The 19,328-nt window shown below is 44.0% G+C and carries 17 protein-coding genes; 9 read left to right on the forward strand and 8 right to left on the reverse strand.

Annotated elements, in window-relative coordinates:
• Positions 1–46: 46 nt before the first annotated feature.
• The 7 genes from ACVFI8_RS20780 to ACVFI8_RS20810 form a co-directional block, all read right to left on the reverse strand.
• Positions 47–700, reverse strand: coding sequence for a DedA family protein (locus tag ACVFI8_RS20780; protein ID WP_457872553.1), 654 nt, complete (start codon positions 698–700; stop codon positions 47–49).
• A gap of 73 nt (positions 701–773) precedes the next feature.
• Entirely contained in the window at positions 774–1,865 is a 1,092-nt protein-coding gene (locus ACVFI8_RS20785) for a calcium:cation antiporter (RefSeq protein ID WP_248711685.1), read from the reverse strand.
• The gene (secF, locus tag ACVFI8_RS20790; RefSeq protein WP_248715629.1) at positions 1,862–2,758 is read right to left on the reverse strand and encodes a protein translocase subunit SecF; all 897 of its coding nucleotides are present in this window, start codon (positions 2,756–2,758) and stop codon (positions 1,862–1,864) included. Before secF ends, ACVFI8_RS20785 begins: the two co-directional genes overlap by 4 nt.
• A gap of 9 nt (positions 2,759–2,767) precedes the next feature.
• On the reverse strand, positions 2,768–4,552 hold the full coding sequence (gene secD, locus ACVFI8_RS20795) for a protein translocase subunit SecD (RefSeq protein WP_248711684.1): 1,785 nt from the start codon (positions 4,550–4,552) through the stop codon (positions 2,768–2,770).
• A 125-nt stretch (positions 4,553–4,677) separates the two neighbouring features.
• Entirely contained in the window at positions 4,678–5,154 is a 477-nt protein-coding gene (locus ACVFI8_RS20800) for a hypothetical protein (RefSeq protein ID WP_248711683.1), read from the reverse strand.
• A 311-nt stretch (positions 5,155–5,465) separates the two neighbouring features.
• Positions 5,466–6,461 (reverse strand): HAD family hydrolase, encoded by a 996-nt coding sequence (locus ACVFI8_RS20805; RefSeq protein WP_248711682.1) that lies wholly within the window; start codon positions 6,459–6,461, stop codon positions 5,466–5,468.
• Positions 6,462–6,539: 78 nt separating this feature from the next.
• Complete coding sequence (locus tag ACVFI8_RS20810; protein WP_248711681.1) at positions 6,540–8,096, reverse strand: arylsulfatase; 1,557 nt, start codon at positions 8,094–8,096, stop codon at positions 6,540–6,542.
• Between the two features lie 169 nt (positions 8,097–8,265).
• On the opposite strand from ACVFI8_RS20810, the gene ACVFI8_RS20815 reads away from it, so the two are divergent.
• The 7 genes from ACVFI8_RS20815 (at position 8,266) to ACVFI8_RS20845 (ending at position 15,762) form a co-directional block, all read left to right on the forward strand.
• Positions 8,266–9,252, forward strand: a complete 987-nt coding sequence (locus ACVFI8_RS20815; RefSeq protein WP_457872555.1) for an AAA family ATPase — start codon at positions 8,266–8,268, stop codon at positions 9,250–9,252.
• Positions 9,253–9,265: 13 nt separating this feature from the next.
• Positions 9,266–10,228 (forward strand): DUF58 domain-containing protein, encoded by a 963-nt coding sequence (locus ACVFI8_RS20820; RefSeq protein ID WP_457872556.1) that lies wholly within the window; start codon positions 9,266–9,268, stop codon positions 10,226–10,228.
• Complete coding sequence (locus ACVFI8_RS20825) at positions 10,225–10,722, forward strand: DUF4381 family protein (protein ID WP_457872557.1); 498 nt, start codon at positions 10,225–10,227, stop codon at positions 10,720–10,722. Before ACVFI8_RS20820 ends, ACVFI8_RS20825 begins: the two co-directional genes overlap by 4 nt.
• Complete coding sequence (locus tag ACVFI8_RS20830) at positions 10,715–11,776, forward strand: vWA domain-containing protein (protein WP_457872558.1); 1,062 nt, start codon at positions 10,715–10,717, stop codon at positions 11,774–11,776. The genes ACVFI8_RS20825 and ACVFI8_RS20830 overlap by 8 nt, the downstream gene beginning before the upstream one ends.
• Positions 11,769–13,490 carry a vWA domain-containing protein gene (locus ACVFI8_RS20835; protein WP_457872559.1) on the forward strand — a complete coding sequence of 574 codons (1,722 nt, stop codon included), beginning with the start codon at positions 11,769–11,771 and terminating at the stop codon, positions 13,488–13,490. Before ACVFI8_RS20830 ends, ACVFI8_RS20835 begins: the two co-directional genes overlap by 8 nt.
• Positions 13,480–14,751: a BatD family protein gene (locus ACVFI8_RS20840; RefSeq protein ID WP_457872560.1), complete on the forward strand. Its 1,272-nt coding sequence runs from the start codon at positions 13,480–13,482 to the stop codon at positions 14,749–14,751. Before ACVFI8_RS20835 ends, ACVFI8_RS20840 begins: the two co-directional genes overlap by 11 nt.
• 99 nt (positions 14,752–14,850) lie before the next feature.
• Entirely contained in the window at positions 14,851–15,762 is a 912-nt protein-coding gene (locus ACVFI8_RS20845; RefSeq protein ID WP_457872561.1) for a LysR family transcriptional regulator, read from the forward strand.
• A 104-nt stretch (positions 15,763–15,866) separates the two neighbouring features.
• Here ACVFI8_RS20845 and ACVFI8_RS20850 read toward each other — a convergent pair whose 3' ends face one another.
• Positions 15,867–16,652 carry a formylglycine-generating enzyme family protein gene (locus ACVFI8_RS20850; protein WP_457872562.1) on the reverse strand — a complete coding sequence of 262 codons (786 nt, stop codon included), beginning with the start codon at positions 16,650–16,652 and terminating at the stop codon, positions 15,867–15,869.
• A gap of 138 nt (positions 16,653–16,790) precedes the next feature.
• On the opposite strand from ACVFI8_RS20850, the gene ACVFI8_RS20855 reads away from it, so the two are divergent.
• Complete coding sequence (locus ACVFI8_RS20855; protein WP_457872563.1) at positions 16,791–18,143, forward strand: anaerobic sulfatase maturase; 1,353 nt, start codon at positions 16,791–16,793, stop codon at positions 18,141–18,143.
• Positions 18,144–18,153: 10 nt separating this feature from the next.
• A complete protein-coding gene (locus ACVFI8_RS20860; RefSeq protein WP_457872564.1) occupies positions 18,154–19,161 on the forward strand; it encodes a hypothetical protein in 1,008 nt (335 codons plus the stop codon).
• Positions 19,162–19,328 lie beyond the last annotated feature (167 nt).

Below are 19,328 nucleotides of genomic sequence, written 5' to 3' on the forward strand. Positions count from 1 at the left end.
GATGGGTCAATCAAGCCAATTGAAAGTCACCCGCTCAATCTCCCGATTAATTAACATGGCTACGATGTTTATTGGCTAACAGACGAAACAATCCTCCTACGGTACCTATAATCATCAAAGCCAAACTGATCATAACAATCGCTTGAGTGACCAGTTGTTGATTATCTGATAGTACTGGATTAAGCATTAACCATTTGCCCAACATTAGCAGCAATATACTCCAAATAAATGAACTCGCGGTACTGGCTAACAGGGTTTTCCAGAAGCCAAGTTTAGAAATACCCATTAACATGGGGGTAAGTACTCTTACGAAAGGGATAAACCGCGATACGAACAGAGACAGGAAGCCGTATTTACTCAATAGGTATTTTGTTTTAGGCAGGGCCTTTTCAGGTAGAACGCGCTCAACGAATAAAAGTAGCGAGGTTTTTTGTAATAGTCGACCTTGCGAGTAGGCACAAATACACCCTAAAGACGAAGAGAGACAAAGCGCTGCAATAGCGGGGTAAAAATCCAAGATCCCCATGCCAATTAACCCGCCAACAAACAATACTAGGCTGTCGCCTGGTAAAGGCAAGAAAACGAAGCTGGATTCCAAAAATAGCACCAGCGCCAACACGAGTAATAGCCAATTTAGTGAGTTTATGTGTAACAGTGTTTCATAATCGTGGTGCCATATAGCATACAAAATATCTAACATATTAAAATTTCACCCTATTAGAATGGAGGTTTACCTTGTGCCGAGGCACAAGGTTTCTGTGGGTCGAACAGGTTTATTCAAACATCAATATTAAGTAGGCAAAAAACAGAACTAAGTGGGTCGCCCCGTTTAAGGAGTTCGTTTTACCACTGCTAAAGCTTAAACTCGCCACCATTAATGTTGCACATAACAGCACCATTTCGGAGGGCCTGAGGCCTAAGTGTATAGGCTGGTTAATTAGCCCAGAGAGGAGTAATACTGCGGGCACTGTCAAGGCGATGGTGGCTAAAACCGAGCCAAAGAACAGATTCATTGCCCGCTGTAATTGATTGTTTAGCGCCGCCTTCGCAGCGCCAACGGCTTCAGGTGCTAAGACCAGTACCGCAACGACAAATCCACCAAGTGCTTGTGGAGCACCTAACAAGTTAATGGTGCTATCGATGGGGATAGCAAAACTCTTCGCTAAAAATATAACGACGATGAGGTATCCAATCAGCAGTAGTGCGTGATACAAATTGCTGCCAATTGGGCCATGGAACTCCTCTTCATCCTGATGATCTTCATCGATAAAAAAGTGGGTATGGCTTTTAGTTTGAATGAACAAAAACACGGCATACAGTGAAATTGACACTAACACGAGGGTAGCGGTCATTACCGCCGACATAGAGCCCGCGTCATCCACTCGAGTGAAGTTGGGTAAAATCAAACACAAAATCGCCAGTGGGATGATAGCGACCAAGTAAGACTTTAATCCTTCGATATTGTATTTTTGGGTATGATACTTAAGCCCGCCTAACAGCAGGGTTAAGCCCACTAGGCCATTTAGTACCGTCATAATAACCGCAAACATGGTATCTCTGGCCAATACTGGGTTGGCGTCTCCAGTCAACATGACTGACGAGATCATCACCACTTCAAGTATCACCACTGAAAGGGTCAGTATTAGCGTGCCATAGGGGTCACCAAGCTTTATTGCTAAAGCATCAGAGTGTCTCACTACCGCAAAAATTGACGCCATCACCACCACAAACAGCACCGCAATTAGCACAACACTAGGCACTGATGTGATACTACTGTGCAGTAACTCGTCACCCATTAACTTAAACAGTAAAACAGTCAGAATACCGACAACTAAAACATATTCTTGTTTGAGGAAGCGGCTCATAGGTAGGCCTCTTTAGTATCAATATCTTTAACTTGATAGTGCTCTGGTTTTAAACCAATCATTTGTGGCAAGGTCACCCCCAAAGACACTGAAGACCAAGTCCCACTGGCAATACCTAGACATAATGCGATGGCAAAACCTTCTAGCGCAGGGCCTCCTAGTAGCCACAAACTTGATACTGTGGCTAGTGTTGTGCCAGAGGTCACTAAAGTTCTAGACACGGTTGCTCTTAATGTGTCGTTAATAATGATATTTGTATCGCCTTTCGGATTGGCTCTTAACAGTTCGCGGGCCCGATCAGCAATGATGATAGAATCATTGAGCGAATAACCTAACACGGCTAATACTGCCGCTAAAATCGTCAGGTTAAACTCCATGCCCGTTAAGGAAAACAGGCCTATAACGATCACTACGTCATAGATCAATGCCGACAACGCGCCTAAAGCGAGGCGCCATTCAAATCTAAAGCTTAAATAGATCATGGTGAGTATAAAACAAGCAAACATGGCTAAGCTTCCTTGTTCGACCATATCTTGGCCAACTTGTGGGCCAACAACGCTACTATTTAGCACTTCTACCGACTCACTGATCGACCCCAAGGTGCTGGCGAGTGGCTCGCTAATTGCGTCGGGTTGGTTGTAACGAACCAGCCATCTGCCAGATTCAGCTGAGCTAATCACCTGCACATCTTGAGCTAGAGAACGATCAAGGTGCGACTTAAGCTCGTTAAGCTTCAGTGATTTATCTAGCCTGACTTCAGCGACCACACCGCCAGTAAAATCAAGCCCCCAGTTAAAGCTTTTTACACTAATTAGCGTTACCGCAAAGATGAATAGAAGGACTGACATACCAGACATCAGCAAGCGGATACGAGTAAGCAAATTATTAGAAATAGTCATTGTCTATAACCTTAGGTCACGGCGTTGATCACGCCCCCAAACCAAATTGATCAGTGCTCGAGAAGCAAAAATCCCAGTAAACATGCTGGTTAGCAAGCCTAAACCCAGTGTTAGAGCGAAGCCTTGTATGGGGCCATTGCCGATTGAGTAAAGGGCAACGGCAACAATCATGGTGGTTAAATTGGCATCGAAAATCGAACCAAAAGCACTTTGAAATCCTCGATCAATAGATTGCGCAAAAGTTCGACCTTCTTTCATTTTGTCTTTTATGCGTTCAAAAATTAGCACATTAGTATCTACTGCCATGCCAACAGTTAGCACCAGTCCAGCAATACCGGGTAGGGTAAGAACGGCACCGGGTAATAAGGCTATCAAGCCAAATAGACATACCATATTGGTTATCAAAGCAGCATTGGCCACCCAACCTAAGCGCCTGTACCACAGCGCAATAAAGCTGAGGGTTAGGCCTAAACCTAGGGCTAAGGCTCCAAAGCCATTTTTTACATTTTCAGCGCCGAGTGATGGGCCTATGGTTCTTTCTTCAATAATAGTGACCGGTGCAGTTAATGACCCAGCTCTTAGTAACAGAGCCAGTTCTTGAGCATCTTGCATGCTGCCAGCGCCAGTAATTCTAAAACGATTACCTAACTGAGATTGAATAGTGGCCACACTGATAACGGTACTGACTTTTTGACTATTCCCCTTTGCGTCTCTGCTGTATTCGCTGTATACCGTGGCCATCGGCTCGCCGATATTTGCACGAGAAAAGTTAGCCATCATTCTGCCGCCTACAGAATCAAGCGATATATTAACTTCGGAACCCCCCATTTCACCCATACCGGCTCGCGCATCAATGATATGTTCTCCACCGAGTACGGCTCTTCGAGCAATTGACAAACGGTTGCCATCACTGTCGAGCAATTGTTGGGTTTGCTGGCCCACATTTCTAGGCATCGCGTGGAAAGCCAGCGAGGCGGTGGCTCCTATCACATCTTTGGCCGCCGATGGATCTTGTACTCCTGGCAGTTCAATGCGAATTCGATTTTCGCCTTGGCGTTGCACGATAGCTTCAGTAATACCGAGCTCTTCGATTCGGCTACGCATAATCTGTAGGTTCTGCTGAACCGTTAAATTTCTGAGGGTGGCTTTCTCTTCTTCCGCTAATTGTAGGGTGACGGTTTTACCAGAAGCGCTTAACTGCCAATGGGGAAAGTTCTCACGAATGTGTTGGCGAACATGTGCAACATCACCGCTAGATGGCAGGGTGATTCGTGCGATTTCATCTTGCTGACGACCACGACTTCGCGGGATTTCTTGCCTAATTTCGTCAATAAGCATTTGAGCGTGAGCTTGATAGACAGGCTTCATATCAACCTCTAGAAGAAACTGTACGCCACCTCTTAAATCTAGACCCAACGATATCGGTGAGAAACCAGCATTCAACAGCCAATTTGGTGCCGCCGGCTCAATGGCCAGCGCCACAGTAATATCGTCTCCTAGCTTATTAGCCAATAGTTGTTGAGCCTTCGCCTGTTGAGCGGGTTGGTCCAATACCACTACCGTTCTATCGCCTTGCTGATAGATGTCTAGAAAATCAATATCGCTATCATTGAAATAGCGCGCAAGGTTGGCCACGTCGGTTGTTTGATTTCTGCTAGTAATATGCAGTGCTGCATTGTCACCATACCAAGAGGGTAGAGCACTCAAAGTCATAACCACTACGCTAAATATAAGCACAGCATATTTCCATTTAGCATAGTGATTTATTGGGGAACTGGTTTTTTTCACGGGGTAATTCTCTTTTAGAAAAAATAAAGTACGCAAGCTCTGTCAAAAATGTCATTCAACATAAACAACAGCTTATAGATGTATTTGCGTTATTTTTATTGCCCAAATTGATTGGGCGAAGAGAGTTAACTTAGGTGTGAATTATTGTGGGTATAAAGCGTGTTTGCTTCTTTCCATCCGGAAATTCTTGAGCGTGTAGTACTAACGTTAGCAGTCCAATGAAACTGGGTTTTTTGAATCGGACTAGCAAGTTGAGCAAGCTCAAATAGAAGGGGGGGCAATAGAGCGAATAATAAAAAGTAGTCGGGACTTACGCCATAGGCAGCACAATGGTCACTAGACTCAACACGCCTTAAGGAATTTAGAAAATAGGACGAAAAAGCTTTTAATTGTGAATGTTCGTCTTCACTGTCTAAGTAGCCATTCTCATGTTCAATACTATTAAAGGACTTTTGACTGACCAATGAATCTAAAGCTTCAATTTGAAAGGTAGAGAGAACCGAGTTATCCGAAGGCGCAGATGTAGCCACTTGAGCTGTCACAATGTGAGAGCATAGTGTTATAAGGCTAACTAAGAAAAACTTACGCCAAAAATATTTCAACGAAACACCTATCAAATAGAAGGCCAATATTTTACTAAAAACTGGCTTTTCAAGCAATGGTAAAATCTGTTTTTCGGACTAATAAGTGGGGTTTTATCCTATTCTTCTAATGTTTGCCTAGCCTGTTTAACCAGCCTCTGTTTACATGGTGGGGTTTTATAACTGGCGGTGCGCTTGATCAATTAGTGAGTATTTTTTGTCAATAGATACCTGGTAATGTTCTTTAACCATTTCTTAAGTGTGATCATCGCCAAAAAGTAAAAGAAGGTTGCTTTATAGCTTCCTTCTGCGTGAAAACGGCTAGTTAAAAATTATTGCTTTAACTCGTAAGGGTAAACAACCTTCCAATCATTTTTCATATCTACTACAGGCCAACTGTTTTGCTTAGCATCAATGAGGCCTTGATCTAGTTGGCCAATAGGTGAATCGCGGTCATAAGCCCATTCACGTGTGGCATCAGTATGATGAATATACACACTCATACTTGGCGTAGAATCTGAAGTTGTCCAATGTAACATAGCAAGATCACCGTCAGAGTTACCAAATGCCATAATTGGCTTACGACCAATGTGGTGGTTAATCGCAACCGGCTTCATATTTTTGTCGTTAACAAACTGTAACTCGGCTTTTTTTATCAGTACCGCCTTTCCGTCATGCATTTGATACTCGGTTTTAAAGCTGCTGCCAATGACTTGCTCTGGAGGTATACCGTAAACTTTTTCGGCCCATGGACGAACAAACTCTATGCCTCCACCAGAAACAATATAGGGTTTAAAGTCGTTGGCTTTTAGATAGTTGATCATCTCAATCATGGGTTGATAAACCAGCTCGGTAAATAGCTTATCCTTTGTTGGGTGTTTAGCCGTACTTACCCACGTTTCGACCATTTGGTGGTATTCGCTGACAGTCATTCCGGTAAACGTGTGTGAGGCTAGATATAGTAGTGCTTCATCTCCTGCTGCTAGTAATGGCTTGATGTCTCCTTTAAGCGCTGCTGCATAGGGTTCTTGTTCGGCCAGTTTAGGGTCCTTTATCGCCAGTTTTTGTAGCCTGTCTAAGGCGAAATACAACTGGAAATACATTGGCTGTTCACTCCATAGGGTACCGTCGTTATCTAGGGTTACTATGCGCTCGGCCACTGGCACGTAATGAGGTGAATTTTTATCGGTCACTTGGTTAACGAAAGAAATAATACTTTGTTTAGTGTCACCGTTATTCCAAGAAGGCAAAGGGTCATTGTCGGCATAGGCCTTGAAAGCGCCCAAAATACTTATAGAAATAATAATTAATTTGATTCTACTTAACATATATTCACCCAAAAGAGCTTATGAAAAAGCCACTGTTAAAGTGGCTCTAGTAAGGTTTAGTTGGCAACGTTACCGCGCTTACTTGCCAGCGGCTTGCTCAAGTTGATTCAGTTTATTTTTCAGCATGAATACATCTTGATTAAAATTGCCTAGGTTTAGTACTTGGCTTGGTTGGAAGGGGTATTGATTAACTGATTCAATAAATGGTTGCACCTGACTAGCTACAGGTACGAATAACCACATATTATCAGCCATCCAACGTAGGTATAAACCTGACTCGTGAGGGGCTTTTTCAAATGGGTCAGCACGGAGGTGAACAATTTGTGGCCAGTTAGGTTGAAAACGAACAGCATCGGAGATGTTACCTTCCATTACTGCGAATGAAACCTTAAAATCATTCCAACGAACTGCATTTAACTCAGCGTTTGCAGAGAAATAAAACATAGAGTCGCGCGGGCCTTTTTCGGTTTTTCCTTCAAAGTAAGGCATAAAGTTGTAGCCATCTAAGTGAACTCGCCAATTCTTTCCGTTGTAACGAGCACCGTCTTCAGATTTAAGCTTTTCTACCACTTGGTCATCGCCAGCAGCGGCTAATAGCGTTGGGATCCAGTCTTTATGTGACATGATATCGTTAATTTTTGCGCCGGGCTCGATAACTCCAGGCCAGCGTACTAGTTGTGGAACGCGCATCCCACCTTCGTAGGTTGTGCCTTTTTCACCATGAAAAAAGCTTGCGCCGCCATCAGGCCATGACGCTGTTTCAGCGCCATTGTCCGTTGAGTAAATAACGATGGTATTGTCGGCAATTCCTAGATCATCGAGTTTGTCTAGAAGAATACCCACATGATCATCGTGTTCTAGCATACCGTCGGCATAAATCGATATGCCTGAAGCGCCTTGATATTTCTCTTGCAGGCGTGTCCATACATGCATACGCGTGGTGTTATGCCAGATGAAAAACGGCTTATCCGCTTTAACGGCCTTTTCCATAAAGGCTAAAGACTCCTCTAAAAATTCTTCATCGGCTGTTTCCATACGCTTACGCGTCATTGGACCGGTGTCTTCAATTTTGCCGTCGGCACTTGACTTAATGACGCCCCGAGGGCCGAAGTTTTTGCGAAACTCCGGGTCTTTAGGGTAGTAGTAAGTTTCAGGCTCTTCTTCGGCATTAAGGTGATAAAGGTTACCGAAGAATTCATCAAATCCATGATTTGTTGGGAGATGTTTATCTTGGTCGCCCATGTGGTTTTTACCAAACTGGGCGGTCATGTAGCCACGTTCTTTTAACAAGTCGGCAATTGTCGGAGCCCAGTCAGGAATGCCGTGGTCTGAGCCGGGCATTCCAATAGTTAACAAACCGGTACGAAACGGTTCTTGCCCGGTGAGAAATGCGGCGCGTCCCGCCGTACAGGACTGTTGTCCATAATGGTCAGTAAACAGAGCGCCTTCGCTGGCAATACGGTCAATATTGGGTGTCTGGTAACCCATCATACCGTTGTTGTAAGCGCTGATGTTAAAGATGCCAATGTCGTCACCCCAGATCGCAAGAATGTTGGGTTGAGAGGCAGCAACTGCAGCGCCGGAAGTAGCGATTAAGCCAACACCCACTGCGACTTTGTTTATATGGGTAGTCATAAGGACTCCATCTGTAATTTATTATTGGGAATAGAAACGTTAAAGATCGGTAACGTTTGTCAGCGATTAAAGTAATCCCAATACCAATAGCTGTCGCTTTATAGTGACTATAACCAAATGTTATGAGGCCTTCAGTTAAGATCGTTATAACAACATTGGTGGGTAAACTATGAACCAGACACAGAGTCAAATTAATCAACTAATTTCAGCGATAGAACAAGAGGTTGTTGGACAAACCCACGTAGTACGAGCTTTAGTCATCGGCTTATTAACTAACGGGCATGTTTTGCTTGAAGGGGTTCCTGGTACCGCTAAAACGCGATCTGTTAAGGCATTAGCTAATAGCTTAAATAGCCGCTTTGGGCGTATTCAGTTTACCCCTGACTTGTTGCCATCTGATGTGACGGGTACCGAAACGTATCAAGAGCTAGAGGGTAAGCCACAGCTTAAATTTCAAGCCGGTCCTATCTTCAATAACATTGTTCTGGCCGATGAAATAAATCGTGCTCCGCCTAAAGTACAGGCAGCGTTGTTAGAAGCGATGGCCGAATCAACAGTAACTGTTAGTGACCAAACACATCGCTTACCTGAACTTTTTATGGTGTTGGCTACCCAAAACCCGGTTGAGCAAGAGGGTACTTACCCATTACCCGAGGCTCAAATGGATCGTTTTATCATGAAGATAAATGTTGATTACCCAGAAGATGACGCTGAATTAGCGATTATCCGTTTAGTAAGAGGTGAGGAAACAAATGCCCCAAGATCTAATGTTGATGGTGCCGTTGTAACAAGCATTGAGCCAGAAGCGATTTTTGCGGCAAGGCGCGAATTAAGCAATATTGATGTTTCTGAACTCGTAGAGAAATACATAGTTGCCTTGGTAATGGCTACCCGTAAACCTGCTCGGTATCCGGCCACACAATTAGCACAATGGATAGACGTAGGCGCTAGTCCTCGGGCATCGATAGCACTGGATAAATGTGCGCGTGCCTATGCTTGGCTCGAAGGGCGTGATTATGTGCTACCAGATGATGTGCGAGCGATAGCTACTCAGGTGTTAGGCCATCGCTTTTGTCTATCCTACGATGCATTGGCCGACGGGATTGATCATCAAACGGTGGTAAACACCTTGCTTGATCATGTAGTAATAGGCTAAAGGTGACCAAGCCATGGTGAAGCCCCGCGCTAACAATATATCTAACAGCACAGACTCAAGGATCCACTGTGATTATGCGCAACTTGTGCGCTTGCAGTCTCAGGCTCAGTCATTGAGCCTATTGCCAAGGCTTAAGGCTGGCAGTGTATTGTCTGGACGGCACCAGTCTAGGTTTAGGGGCCGAGGGCTCAATTTTGATGAGTTGAGGCACTATCAACTCGGTGATGATATTCGTCATCTAGATTGGAAAGTAACCTTACGAACCGGTAAGCCACATATTCGTAATTACACTGAAGAGAAAGACCGCAACGTTTTAATTTGGGTTGATCAAAGAAGCAGTATGTTTTTCTCTTCTATTCAAGTAATGAAATCGGTGGTTGCTGCAGAAGTGGCTGCGTTGTGCGCATGGCGAGTACTAAAGGACAATGACAGAGTAGGCTTTGTCATTTCTGACAAGGACAAAATTAAGTGGAGTAAAGCTAAACGTTCACAGCATGACCTGTTAGCCCAATTAAAAGCAATTGCAGCCGCCAATCAACAACTATCGGTAAGCTCTGTAGACTCACCCGAGTCCCACTTTAACGGAATAGTTCATTTGCTTACTCGTTTGAAACTTAGGTCTACTACCTTGATTTTAATTAGCGATTGGGCTGATGCATCAGTGTCACAACTGTCGCAGTTAATCCCATTGCGGCAACACAATGACGTGTTAGCGATCTCTATAACCGATCCCCTAGAACTAAAACTGCCTAATGCGGTTTCAAAACAAAACTGGGTGATGGGTAATGGCAGCCACCAACTCGCTATTGATAGCCAATCTAGCGTGGACAAAATTAACCAGCAGCTGCGCTTAAGGGCAGATAGTACTCGTCAACAATTGGCAAAGTTGATGCTGAACAACAACATTCCACTGGTAGCGCTGAATACCTCTGGCGACCATATCTTACAATTCAAGAAGATGGTAGGTGGGCGATGATCACAGAGCATAACGCACCCAGTACCTATATATTGCGAGACTTAATCGACGTCGCGATCCCAGAGTCCGTTAGTGGGTTACCGCAAACTATGGCGTGGAAAGTCGTCGCGCTATTACTGATGGTTATCGCTGTTTGTGCAGTGAGTAAATGGGTGATGTTTTGGTGGTGTAACCGTTATCGGAAACAGGCGATAAAAGCGCTGCATAGCATCGACATCAATCAACAGCAGTTTGGCTATCATTTGTTTACCATAACAAAAGCGGCGTTAAGCCATTTAGATAGGCGCGCAGGCAGCCATTTTGGCGACCAATTTCTGTTATCGTTAGAGCGCTATTCATCCCCTATGACAGCAAATTTTACTGGTGAATTGGGTCAGTTATGGATGCTCTCAATTGTTAACGCCAAAGTTAGCCTAACTAATCAACAGAAGCAGTTGTTACTCAAGCAGTTGGTACTGTGGCTACGCCACCATAGTGGACCAGCCCATGATTGAGAGTAGCCTTGAATTTGCTTACCCATTTTGGTTTTTAGCCTTACCGCTTCCGCTGGTGGTTTATTGGTTTAGTCCTGCCTATCGCACCAAACAGCAAGCGACAAAGGTGTCGTTTTTCGAGCTGATTAGTCAAGCTATCGGAGAAAAACCCCAGCAAGGCGCACAACAACTAAAAGCCAATGCTTGGCAAAAAAGCATTCTTATTTTGTCTTGGTTATGTTTGGTTAGCGCGATGGCAAAACCAACGGTATTAGGTGAACCATTGGTTAGGGAAAGCTATGGCCGTGATGTGATGGTGGTGATTGATTTGTCGGCGTCAATGGCTGAACAGGATTTTGTTTCTAGCGACGGAGAAAAACTAGACCGTTTAACGGCTGTTAAGCATGTCCTAAAAGAATTTGTACAGTCTAGGGAAGGCGATCGCCTTGGCATGATTTTATTTGGCGATGCGGCATTTGTACAAACCCCGTTTACTTCTGATCTTGATGTTTGGTTGGCTTTACTCGATCAAACTGAAGTAGCAATGGCTGGCCCCAGTACTCATTTAGGCGACGCCATAGGGCTAGCTATAAAGGTGTTTGAACATCAAGATTATAGTCTTAACCAAGATGAGCTACCTAGAGAGAAAGTGGCGATAGTGTTAACCGATGGCAATGATACCGGTAGCTTTGTTGAGCCCATTGATGCCGCGAAAGTTGCCGCTGTTAAAGGGCTAAGGATCCATATGATTGCCATGGGAGATCCGCTTACTGTGGGTGAGCAAGCCCTCGATATGGAGACCATTGTTCGAGTAGCCAGTGAAACCGGCGGTGAAGCCTTTGAAGCGATAAATCGAAAAGCCTTAAGCGAGGCTTATTCGCGAATTTCTGAGTTAGAACCTTCTCTCTACGAAACAACGACTTTTCGTACTCAACAAACGGTATACCAATACTTAGTGATGTTTGCCGTTTGCATAAATATGACGGTATTTGGCTTGTTGACTATGGCAAGGCTGATCAGGCAAAAATTAACTAATATTCGCCAGTCGAGCTTACAAGGAAAAACTGATGTTTGATTTTTCTATATTGTCGCAAGCACTGTCACAATTTCATTTCTTACGACCTCATTGGTTGTTTGCGCTGCTTCCTATGGCAGTCGTGTTTTTTGTGCAATGGAGAATGGCCACCAAGCACCAAAGTAACACCTTTTTGCCTGAGCATTTAAAAAAAGCGTTAACCATAAATCAACGCGGCTGGAAAAACCTACTACCGCTTAAGGTATTGGCCATTGGTTTTAGTGTACCTATCATCATTTGTGCGGGCCCAACTTGGCAACGCTTGGTTTCACCTTTCAGTGAAGATAAGGCAAGCCTGTTGGTGGTGTTGGATGTGAGTGAAAGTATGCTGCAACAAGATATTGCGCCAAACCGCTTAGAGCGCGCAAAACACAAAATTCAAGACTTAATGGAATTACGCCAAGGCGGCAGAAGCGGGCTGATAGTGTATGCCGGTTCGGCGCATTGGGCGATGCCAGCGACCCAAGATAAGCAGGTGTTTGCGCCATTTTTATCGGCTATCAGCCTCGACATTATGCCAGTAAGGGGCAAATCTGCCGAGCAAGCTTTGTCGCTTATCGATGAGCAGTTCAAGGGCCAGCAGGGTAACACGGTACTATTGATGACCGATGGCGCGACACCGAAAACAATTGACCATTATCAACGCTATTTTAAGGATAGCCCCAACCAATTGTTGGTACTCGCGGTGGGTAACCGAGACATCATCAGCCAAAGCCCCTTAGATATTAGTTCTTTAACAAAGTTAGCCCAACTGTCAAAGGGGCGCTTAATTGAAGCAAGCATCGATGACACTGATGTGCGGCAATTAAACCGTTTAATCGACAGTCATATGACCTTAAATGGTGAATCAGCCATGCCCTGGAAAGACATGGGATACTACTTACTGTTTCCTGTAGCCTTGTTATTGTTACTGTGGTTTCGTAAAGGCTGGTTGGTCCAATGGTGTTTTGTCGCGCTTGTTTTGATCCCCGGTGCGTTTCCCCTAAGTGCCATGGCTAATGATGTGAATTTTACACGTGATGATAACAACCAAGCTTTGGTTCAAGACATATCTCCTGCACCGTTAGGCGAAACCATCACTTTAAGCAGCAAAGTGACTCAGTGGTGGCTAAATTTATGGCTCACGCCAAATCAACAGGGACAGCGGCTACTTAATCGACAGCAGTATTTACCTGCCGCCAAACACTATTCTGATCCTTTGCGTAAGGGCGTTGCTTACTATTACGCCGCAGAGTATAGCTTGGCACACAGTGAGTTTCTTAAATTGGACAGTGACTTAGGCTACTTTTACGCCGCTAGCTCATTGGCTCGTCAACGTGAATATATAGCAGCAAGGCACTTACTGACAATGCTGCTTGAGTCATCGAGTCTTAGTCATGACTTGAGCGAACAAGTGCGTCACAATCTAAATGTTATTAATGGAATAGTTGAAGAAATTAACCGTTTAAGCAAAAGCCAAACAGGAACGACCGAAAGTATGGAGGAATCCTTTGAACTGGATGACAACCCGCAAACGGCTGATGGCGCCGAAGAAACAACAATCGCTGAGTTGATGGTTAAAGAAACATTGAATGCAAATGAAATTTTGGGTAGCGAAGAACTCGCAAACAAATGGCTGAAACGTGTAGAAAGTGATCCCAAATTGTTCTTACATGCAAAATTCCACATTCAATACCGTGATCAAAATAAGGATGGAGATACCAATGGTCTATAAGCGGCAATTACGGTGTCTTATTAGTGTATTTCTTATCCTAGCGTCTTTTTTTGGGGGGAGTGTCTCTATTGCGAAGGACGCAGGGGATAGCGCGAGTAAGCAAGTAGTGCTGCAAGCGTGGCTGGGGGATCAAGAGGCAAATAATCAAGTCTTTGCGGTTAATCAACAAGTCGTGCTTACTATTGATGTGGCTACGCCACGTTGGTTTACTAGAGGGACCAAAATTAGCGATATTGAAATAGCCAATACGATTGTTAAACAAAGAAATCCTATGGCGACCAATTATACCGAGCGTATCGATGGCCAAACATGGTCTCGGCAACGCTGGGAGGTCACGCTCTATCCTCAAGTGTCAGGAAGCTACAAGATTGATCCGGTGGCTATTCAGGTTCAATACTCTATGCCTGACAATAAATCAAAGTCAGCAACTTTGTATACTAAACCGTTATTTTTTAATGTGAAAATGCCAAGTGGTTTGATTACAGATGATCACACATGGCTCTCGGCAAGCGCAGTGAACTTGAGCCAAGATTGGGATATGTCGAGCAATACTCTTAAAGTCGGGGATGTAATAACTCGAACCATCGCCGTTGATGCGGTGGATACACTGTCGATTTTAATACCAGAGTTACTGCCAACCACTGCGAATAAAGCCTATCAAACCTATACCTCACCGATACGTTTACATGACTCTCATGAGCGTGGCCATTACCAATCGTCGAGAGTAGAGCAACATACATATGTTCTTCAGCAGGGGGGCGAGCTTGATTTCCCATCTTACACCGTGTTGTGGTGGAACAGTGATGCTCAACAGCTAGAAACCATTATTATCGAAGGGCATAGCGTTACAGTTGGCCACACCATTAAGTCTTTTCTATTGAGTTATTGGCTAGAATTAACGGTTTTTCTGGTGGTTGTAGGGATTTCCATTCTGGTTTCTTTTTACTTACAACGATACTTTCAACGTCATGGGTATCCGGAGAGCGTAAGGCTAGCGTTAGCGTTGAGACAAAAACGTTGGTCACTGGCAAGATTGGTTATCTATAGACAGTTGCGTAGACAAAAAGGTGTTGTTGAGTTATCCCGCTTTAACCAAGAACGCAACTGGGTAACACAGAGTGAACAGATTCAAAAAGGCAGTAACAGCAGAACCTTACATTGGCTGGTTTGGCGTGGTGTTAGCCAGACTATCAGCAGTAAAACACTGCGATTACCTTTCGCACTGAAATGGCTTAAAGATAAAAGTTCTGCTTCTAAATAGTTGTTTTAGCGTATACTTTACTGAATGTTTACTATTTACTGAGATGACCAAAGCGACGCGAATCTATACGTTTTGGGTTTGTCACTTAAGCGGCAGCATATGAAAAGTATCGAGTTTAATCTTATTCCTGTTTTTGTCGCCATTTATGAAGAGAAAAATCTCACTAAAGCGGCAAATAGGTTGAGCATCAGCCAGCCAGCGGTGAGTAAATCTTTATCTAGGCTACGGGATATCTACGATGAACCCTTATTTCATCGTAATACCTCTGGCGTAGAACCCACCACCTTTGCGATGGATATTTATCCAGCCATGTTAGCGGCGCAGAAAAATTTTGCATCCACATTGGTAAACTCAAGAAGTTTTGAACCTAAAATCTCTGACCGAATATTTTCTATTGCTTGCGTGTCACCGGCTTACTATCAATTAATCCCCAAGCTGTTCCAATTGATCAACAAAGCAGCACCTAATATTTCGCTTGAGGTTCATCCACTGTTTACAGAGGACTACGAGTCAGATTTACGTTTACAACGGCACGATTTAATTATTGATATGATGCCAAGAGAGAGAACACTACTCAGTTTTGAGCCCGTTTTGTCGGAAGATTTGGTGGTGGTGTGTAGCGCCGACCACCCAAGAATCGGTAGCAGTATTAGCATTGAGCAGTTTCTTGCTGAAGAGCATGTGGTTATATCGCGGTGGCATGCTCGTCGCAGTCTATTAGGGGCTGATGATTTTGGTGATTTAGAGCAACGTCGAATCGTATATCGAGCACCTGGTGCACTCGAAATGCTCCCTGTTATTGAAGGCACCGAGCTAATTGGTATGTTGCCTGAATCAACCATTAAAGACTTCGCCAATAAATATAAGCTTAAGGGCGTTCCATTGCCTTTCGACTTACCCAATATTGATCTTTGTATGATATGGCACCCAAGCCGCAGTAACGAGAGCGCCCACCAATGGTTAAGAGCAAAATTGAAAACCGCGGCAAAACAGATGCAAGGTGAGCGATAGCGTGTGAGTGTTTCTGCTAAGCCAACTTAACAATAAATCAAATAAAATCGATATTTTGGTCAGTGGCTTAGCGACGTTATAGCGTGGCTAAGGCTTACCGATTGTTAATGGTCTTTGGCTAAGCGTAAGCCCATATCAGACATGATGATGGATTGGCTGGCAAAGTCACGTCGGAAGTTTTCAGACTGATCCGCGCTATAAGAAAAGCTCCCACCACGAACCGATTTATGGCTAAGATTTATATCGCTCTCTTGGGCGTTATTAGGATTGCTGTTGGGTCCATATCGGTAGTAGTTGTCATCGAAGGCGTCAATAACAAACTCACCAACATTGCCCGTCATATCGTACAAACCTAATTCATTTGGCGCTTTTAAACCGACCGCTCGGGCTTGGTTGTTTGAGTTGTCTTTATACCAGGCAACGTCATCAATATTATTCGAACCACTATAGATATAACCTTGGCTATAATTACCGCCCATAGCTGCAAATTCCCACTCTGCTTCGGTAGGCAGCCGGTAGGTTTCACCGGTTAACGCATTTAAGCGTTCTATAAAGTAGTTGGCTTGCTGCCAACTGAGGTTATTTACCGGCATATTGTCACCTTGGAAATAGCTCATCGAAGATCCCATGACTGACTCAAATAAGCCTTGAGTCACCTCAAACTTGGCGATGTAAAAACTATCTACTTGGACTTCTCTAGCGGGTTGTTCGGCTTTCGATGCGTGCTTAGCATCTGAGCCCATTATAAATTGGCCTCCCTCCACAAGTACCATATCTTGCTCAATGGATGCCGCGATGGGATGCTCAGGCTTTGTTGCGCAAGCGCTGATTATTGCGGGCAAACTTAGTGCAATAATCATCTTTAAATACCGGTTGTTGAACGCTGTCATTGCTTACCTTATGGGGTTTACCTAATGCCTCTAGTTTAGCCCTTTCCACTATTCCTAATGGTTATAAAGACTATAACGAGCGTTGGTATCGATGAACAATTAAGCTACAGATAACCAAGACACATCTGGCAGACAAATATGCAAATTATGCAAGGCCCTCAATTTAACGGTAAAGCATCAAAGCGACTTCATGTTATGGCAAAGCCAATTGGTGCCGCCTGTAATATCGATTGTAGTTATTGTTATTACCTAAGCAAACAGGACTTGCTGGAATATAAAAAAGGCTGCTCACCTAAAATGGATGACCAAACCTTAGAAACCTACATTCGTCAGTACATCGAAGGACAAAATACCCCTGAAATTATATTTTCTTGGCAAGGCGGAGAGCCAACACTACTGGGTCTAGAGTACTTTCAAAAAATTGTTGCCTTACAAAATAAATACCGTCCTGCGGGGATTCAAATTTCCAATGACTTGCAGACCAATGGCACATTGCTAAATGCCCGATGGTGTGAATTTCTGAGCGCTAATAATTTTTTGGTTGGCTTAAGCATCGATGGTCCAGAATTACTGCATAACGCCTATCGAACCAACAGGGCTGGACGCGGTACCTTTAAGCAAGTGATGAAGGCGGTTGAACTATTACATCAACATAAAGTTAACTTTGCGACCCTAACTTGTGTGAATAAGCTTACCAGTCAAAACCCATTAGACGTTTACCGTTTTCTGCGTGACGAGGTTAAATCACCGCAGATCCAGTTTATTCCTATTGTTGAACAAAAAACATTTCGTACCGAAGCGCCTCAGGCGCCAAAAACGGCTCAGCAGCTAAAACAAGGAGACAAGCGGCTTTTCCCCGGAGATAAAGATTCCATTATGGAGCCTTGGTGTGTCTCTGATTTGGCATGGGGGAATTTTTTAATTGCTGTGTTTGATGAATGGGTAGCAAGAGATATTGGCAGAGTTAATGTTCAGTACTTTGAAGCCAGTGTTGCTACGTGGATGGGGCGGCCTAATCCTCTTTGTACCCTCAATGAGTTGTGTGGCAAAGGCTTAGCTATGGAGCCTAATGGTGACGTATTTTCTTGTGATCACTATGTATACCCAGAATATAAAATAGGCAACATACATCAGCAACAATTAGACAGCTTGGCATTTAGCCAGAAGCAACAACAGTTTGGTTTTGCTAAATCCCGAAGCTTAACATCTCAGTGCCAGCAATGTGATTACAAATTTGCCTGCCATGGTGAATGTCCGAAAAACCGTTTTATTAGCACGCGCAACGGTGAACACGGTCTAAATTATCTGTGTGCAGGGTGGCACAAATTTTTTGCTCATGCAGATAAAATGTTGGCATGCCTGCTTCGCGCTAGCGGAAATCCAGTGAAAAAAGGTCTCTACAGCGATGAAAAACAACAAGAGTTAAGCCTTCATTGTTTAGACAATAAAAGCAGTAATAGATTGATTAGCATCTTTGAAACTAAATACTAAGGCTGAATAAATGACTAAACTTATAGTGTTTGTGCTGCTGTCTGTTGTTGCTACCTTAGCCTATGCTGAAGCCGAGAAAACAGTGGCGGCGAGTGAAGCTGGAGGTCAAACGAGCAGCTTAAGCCAACAGCAAATAACGCAGTTATCTTATATCGCCCAAGACCAAAATGAACCACCACAAGTCCGAGCGCAAGCATTACAGGATTTAGCTAAATTCCCCAGTCAAAATGCCTTGGTGGCTGTGGTGAGAGGTTTAAAAGACAGCTCTTCGGTTATTAGAGAGGCTGCGATTAACGCATCTGAACCTTACCCCTTAGAGCATCGCTGGCGTATGGTCTCTCCCTTGCTAAACGATGACCAGCAATCAGTCAGAGTGACGGCAATGATCAACCTAGTACCTGACTATATGCGTATCAGTGAGGAGCAACGCGATCAATTAAAGGCTCCGTTAGCTGAGTTGATTCAATACTTGGAACCATTGTCAGATGAGGATGCTCAACTGTTGTTAGCCGATGTTTATCGCTGGCACAATCAGTGGTTTGAAGCTGATAAACGCTATCGAGTTTTACTAGACAGCAATTCGAATAACCCTGATGTATGGTTGAGTTTAGCCGACAACTATCGAGCTCAGAGACAAGATAAACAGGCGCTTGAAATACTTGATTTGGCGATAGCGAACATACCTGACACACCATCGTTTCACTATTCGAAGGCTTTGGCTTTAGTAAGATTAAATGATAAAGCAAGTGCCGCAGATGAAATTGAATTAGCTGCCAGCCTGGCAGAGGTAAATAGCTACTTTTGGTATTTAAACGGCGTATTACAGGAACCGTTTGATATTGATAAGTCGGTACAGTCTTTTGAAAAAGCCTATTTGATATCCGGTTCTCCAGAGCAGCTTTACGCGCTATGTGACATTTATGTGCGACATGCCAATGCTAAATCTGAAGCTTGTTTAGACGAGCTTGCTAAAGTAGCGCCGAACCACGTCATCAACCAACTAAGGGCCAAGGCTTAACAGGGGAGTGGGGGTACAGGCGATACTATTGAGGTATTAGGCTTACACCCACCTATAGCGGGTGGGTATGAGTGATTAGTTTCAATTTATATTGCTAGCTTGTGATATTACGGCGAATGGCTTTGCCTGGCATGGCTTCCATTTATTTTAATCAACTTCAGTTTGAT

The organism is Agarivorans sp. MS3-6 (assembly GCF_054112545.1).

Coding starts and splice junctions, on each gene's coding strand:
- ACVFI8_RS20780 (WP_457872553.1), bottom strand. CDS start 700: ATGTTAGATATTTTGTATGCTATATGGCACCACGATTATGAAACACTG.
- ACVFI8_RS20785 (WP_248711685.1), bottom strand. CDS start 1,865: ATGAGCCGCTTCCTCAAACAAGAATATGTTTTAGTTGTCGGTATTCTG.
- ACVFI8_RS20805 (WP_248711682.1), bottom strand. CDS start 6,461: ATGTTAAGTAGAATCAAATTAATTATTATTTCTATAAGTATTTTGGGC.
- ACVFI8_RS20810 (WP_248711681.1), bottom strand. CDS start 8,096: ATGACTACCCATATAAACAAAGTCGCAGTGGGTGTTGGCTTAATCGCT.
- ACVFI8_RS20815 (WP_457872555.1), top strand. CDS start 8,266: ATGAACCAGACACAGAGTCAAATTAATCAACTAATTTCAGCGATAGAA.
- ACVFI8_RS20820 (WP_457872556.1), top strand. CDS start 9,266: ATGGTGAAGCCCCGCGCTAACAATATATCTAACAGCACAGACTCAAGG.
- ACVFI8_RS20825 (WP_457872557.1), top strand. CDS start 10,225: ATGATCACAGAGCATAACGCACCCAGTACCTATATATTGCGAGACTTA.
- ACVFI8_RS20830 (WP_457872558.1), top strand. CDS start 10,715: ATGATTGAGAGTAGCCTTGAATTTGCTTACCCATTTTGGTTTTTAGCC.
- ACVFI8_RS20835 (WP_457872559.1), top strand. CDS start 11,769: ATGTTTGATTTTTCTATATTGTCGCAAGCACTGTCACAATTTCATTTC.
- ACVFI8_RS20840 (WP_457872560.1), top strand. CDS start 13,480: ATGGTCTATAAGCGGCAATTACGGTGTCTTATTAGTGTATTTCTTATC.
- ACVFI8_RS20845 (WP_457872561.1), top strand. CDS start 14,851: ATGAAAAGTATCGAGTTTAATCTTATTCCTGTTTTTGTCGCCATTTAT.
- ACVFI8_RS20850 (WP_457872562.1), bottom strand. CDS start 16,652: ATGACAGCGTTCAACAACCGGTATTTAAAGATGATTATTGCACTAAGT.
- ACVFI8_RS20855 (WP_457872563.1), top strand. CDS start 16,791: ATGCAAATTATGCAAGGCCCTCAATTTAACGGTAAAGCATCAAAGCGA.
- ACVFI8_RS20860 (WP_457872564.1), top strand. CDS start 18,154: ATGACTAAACTTATAGTGTTTGTGCTGCTGTCTGTTGTTGCTACCTTA.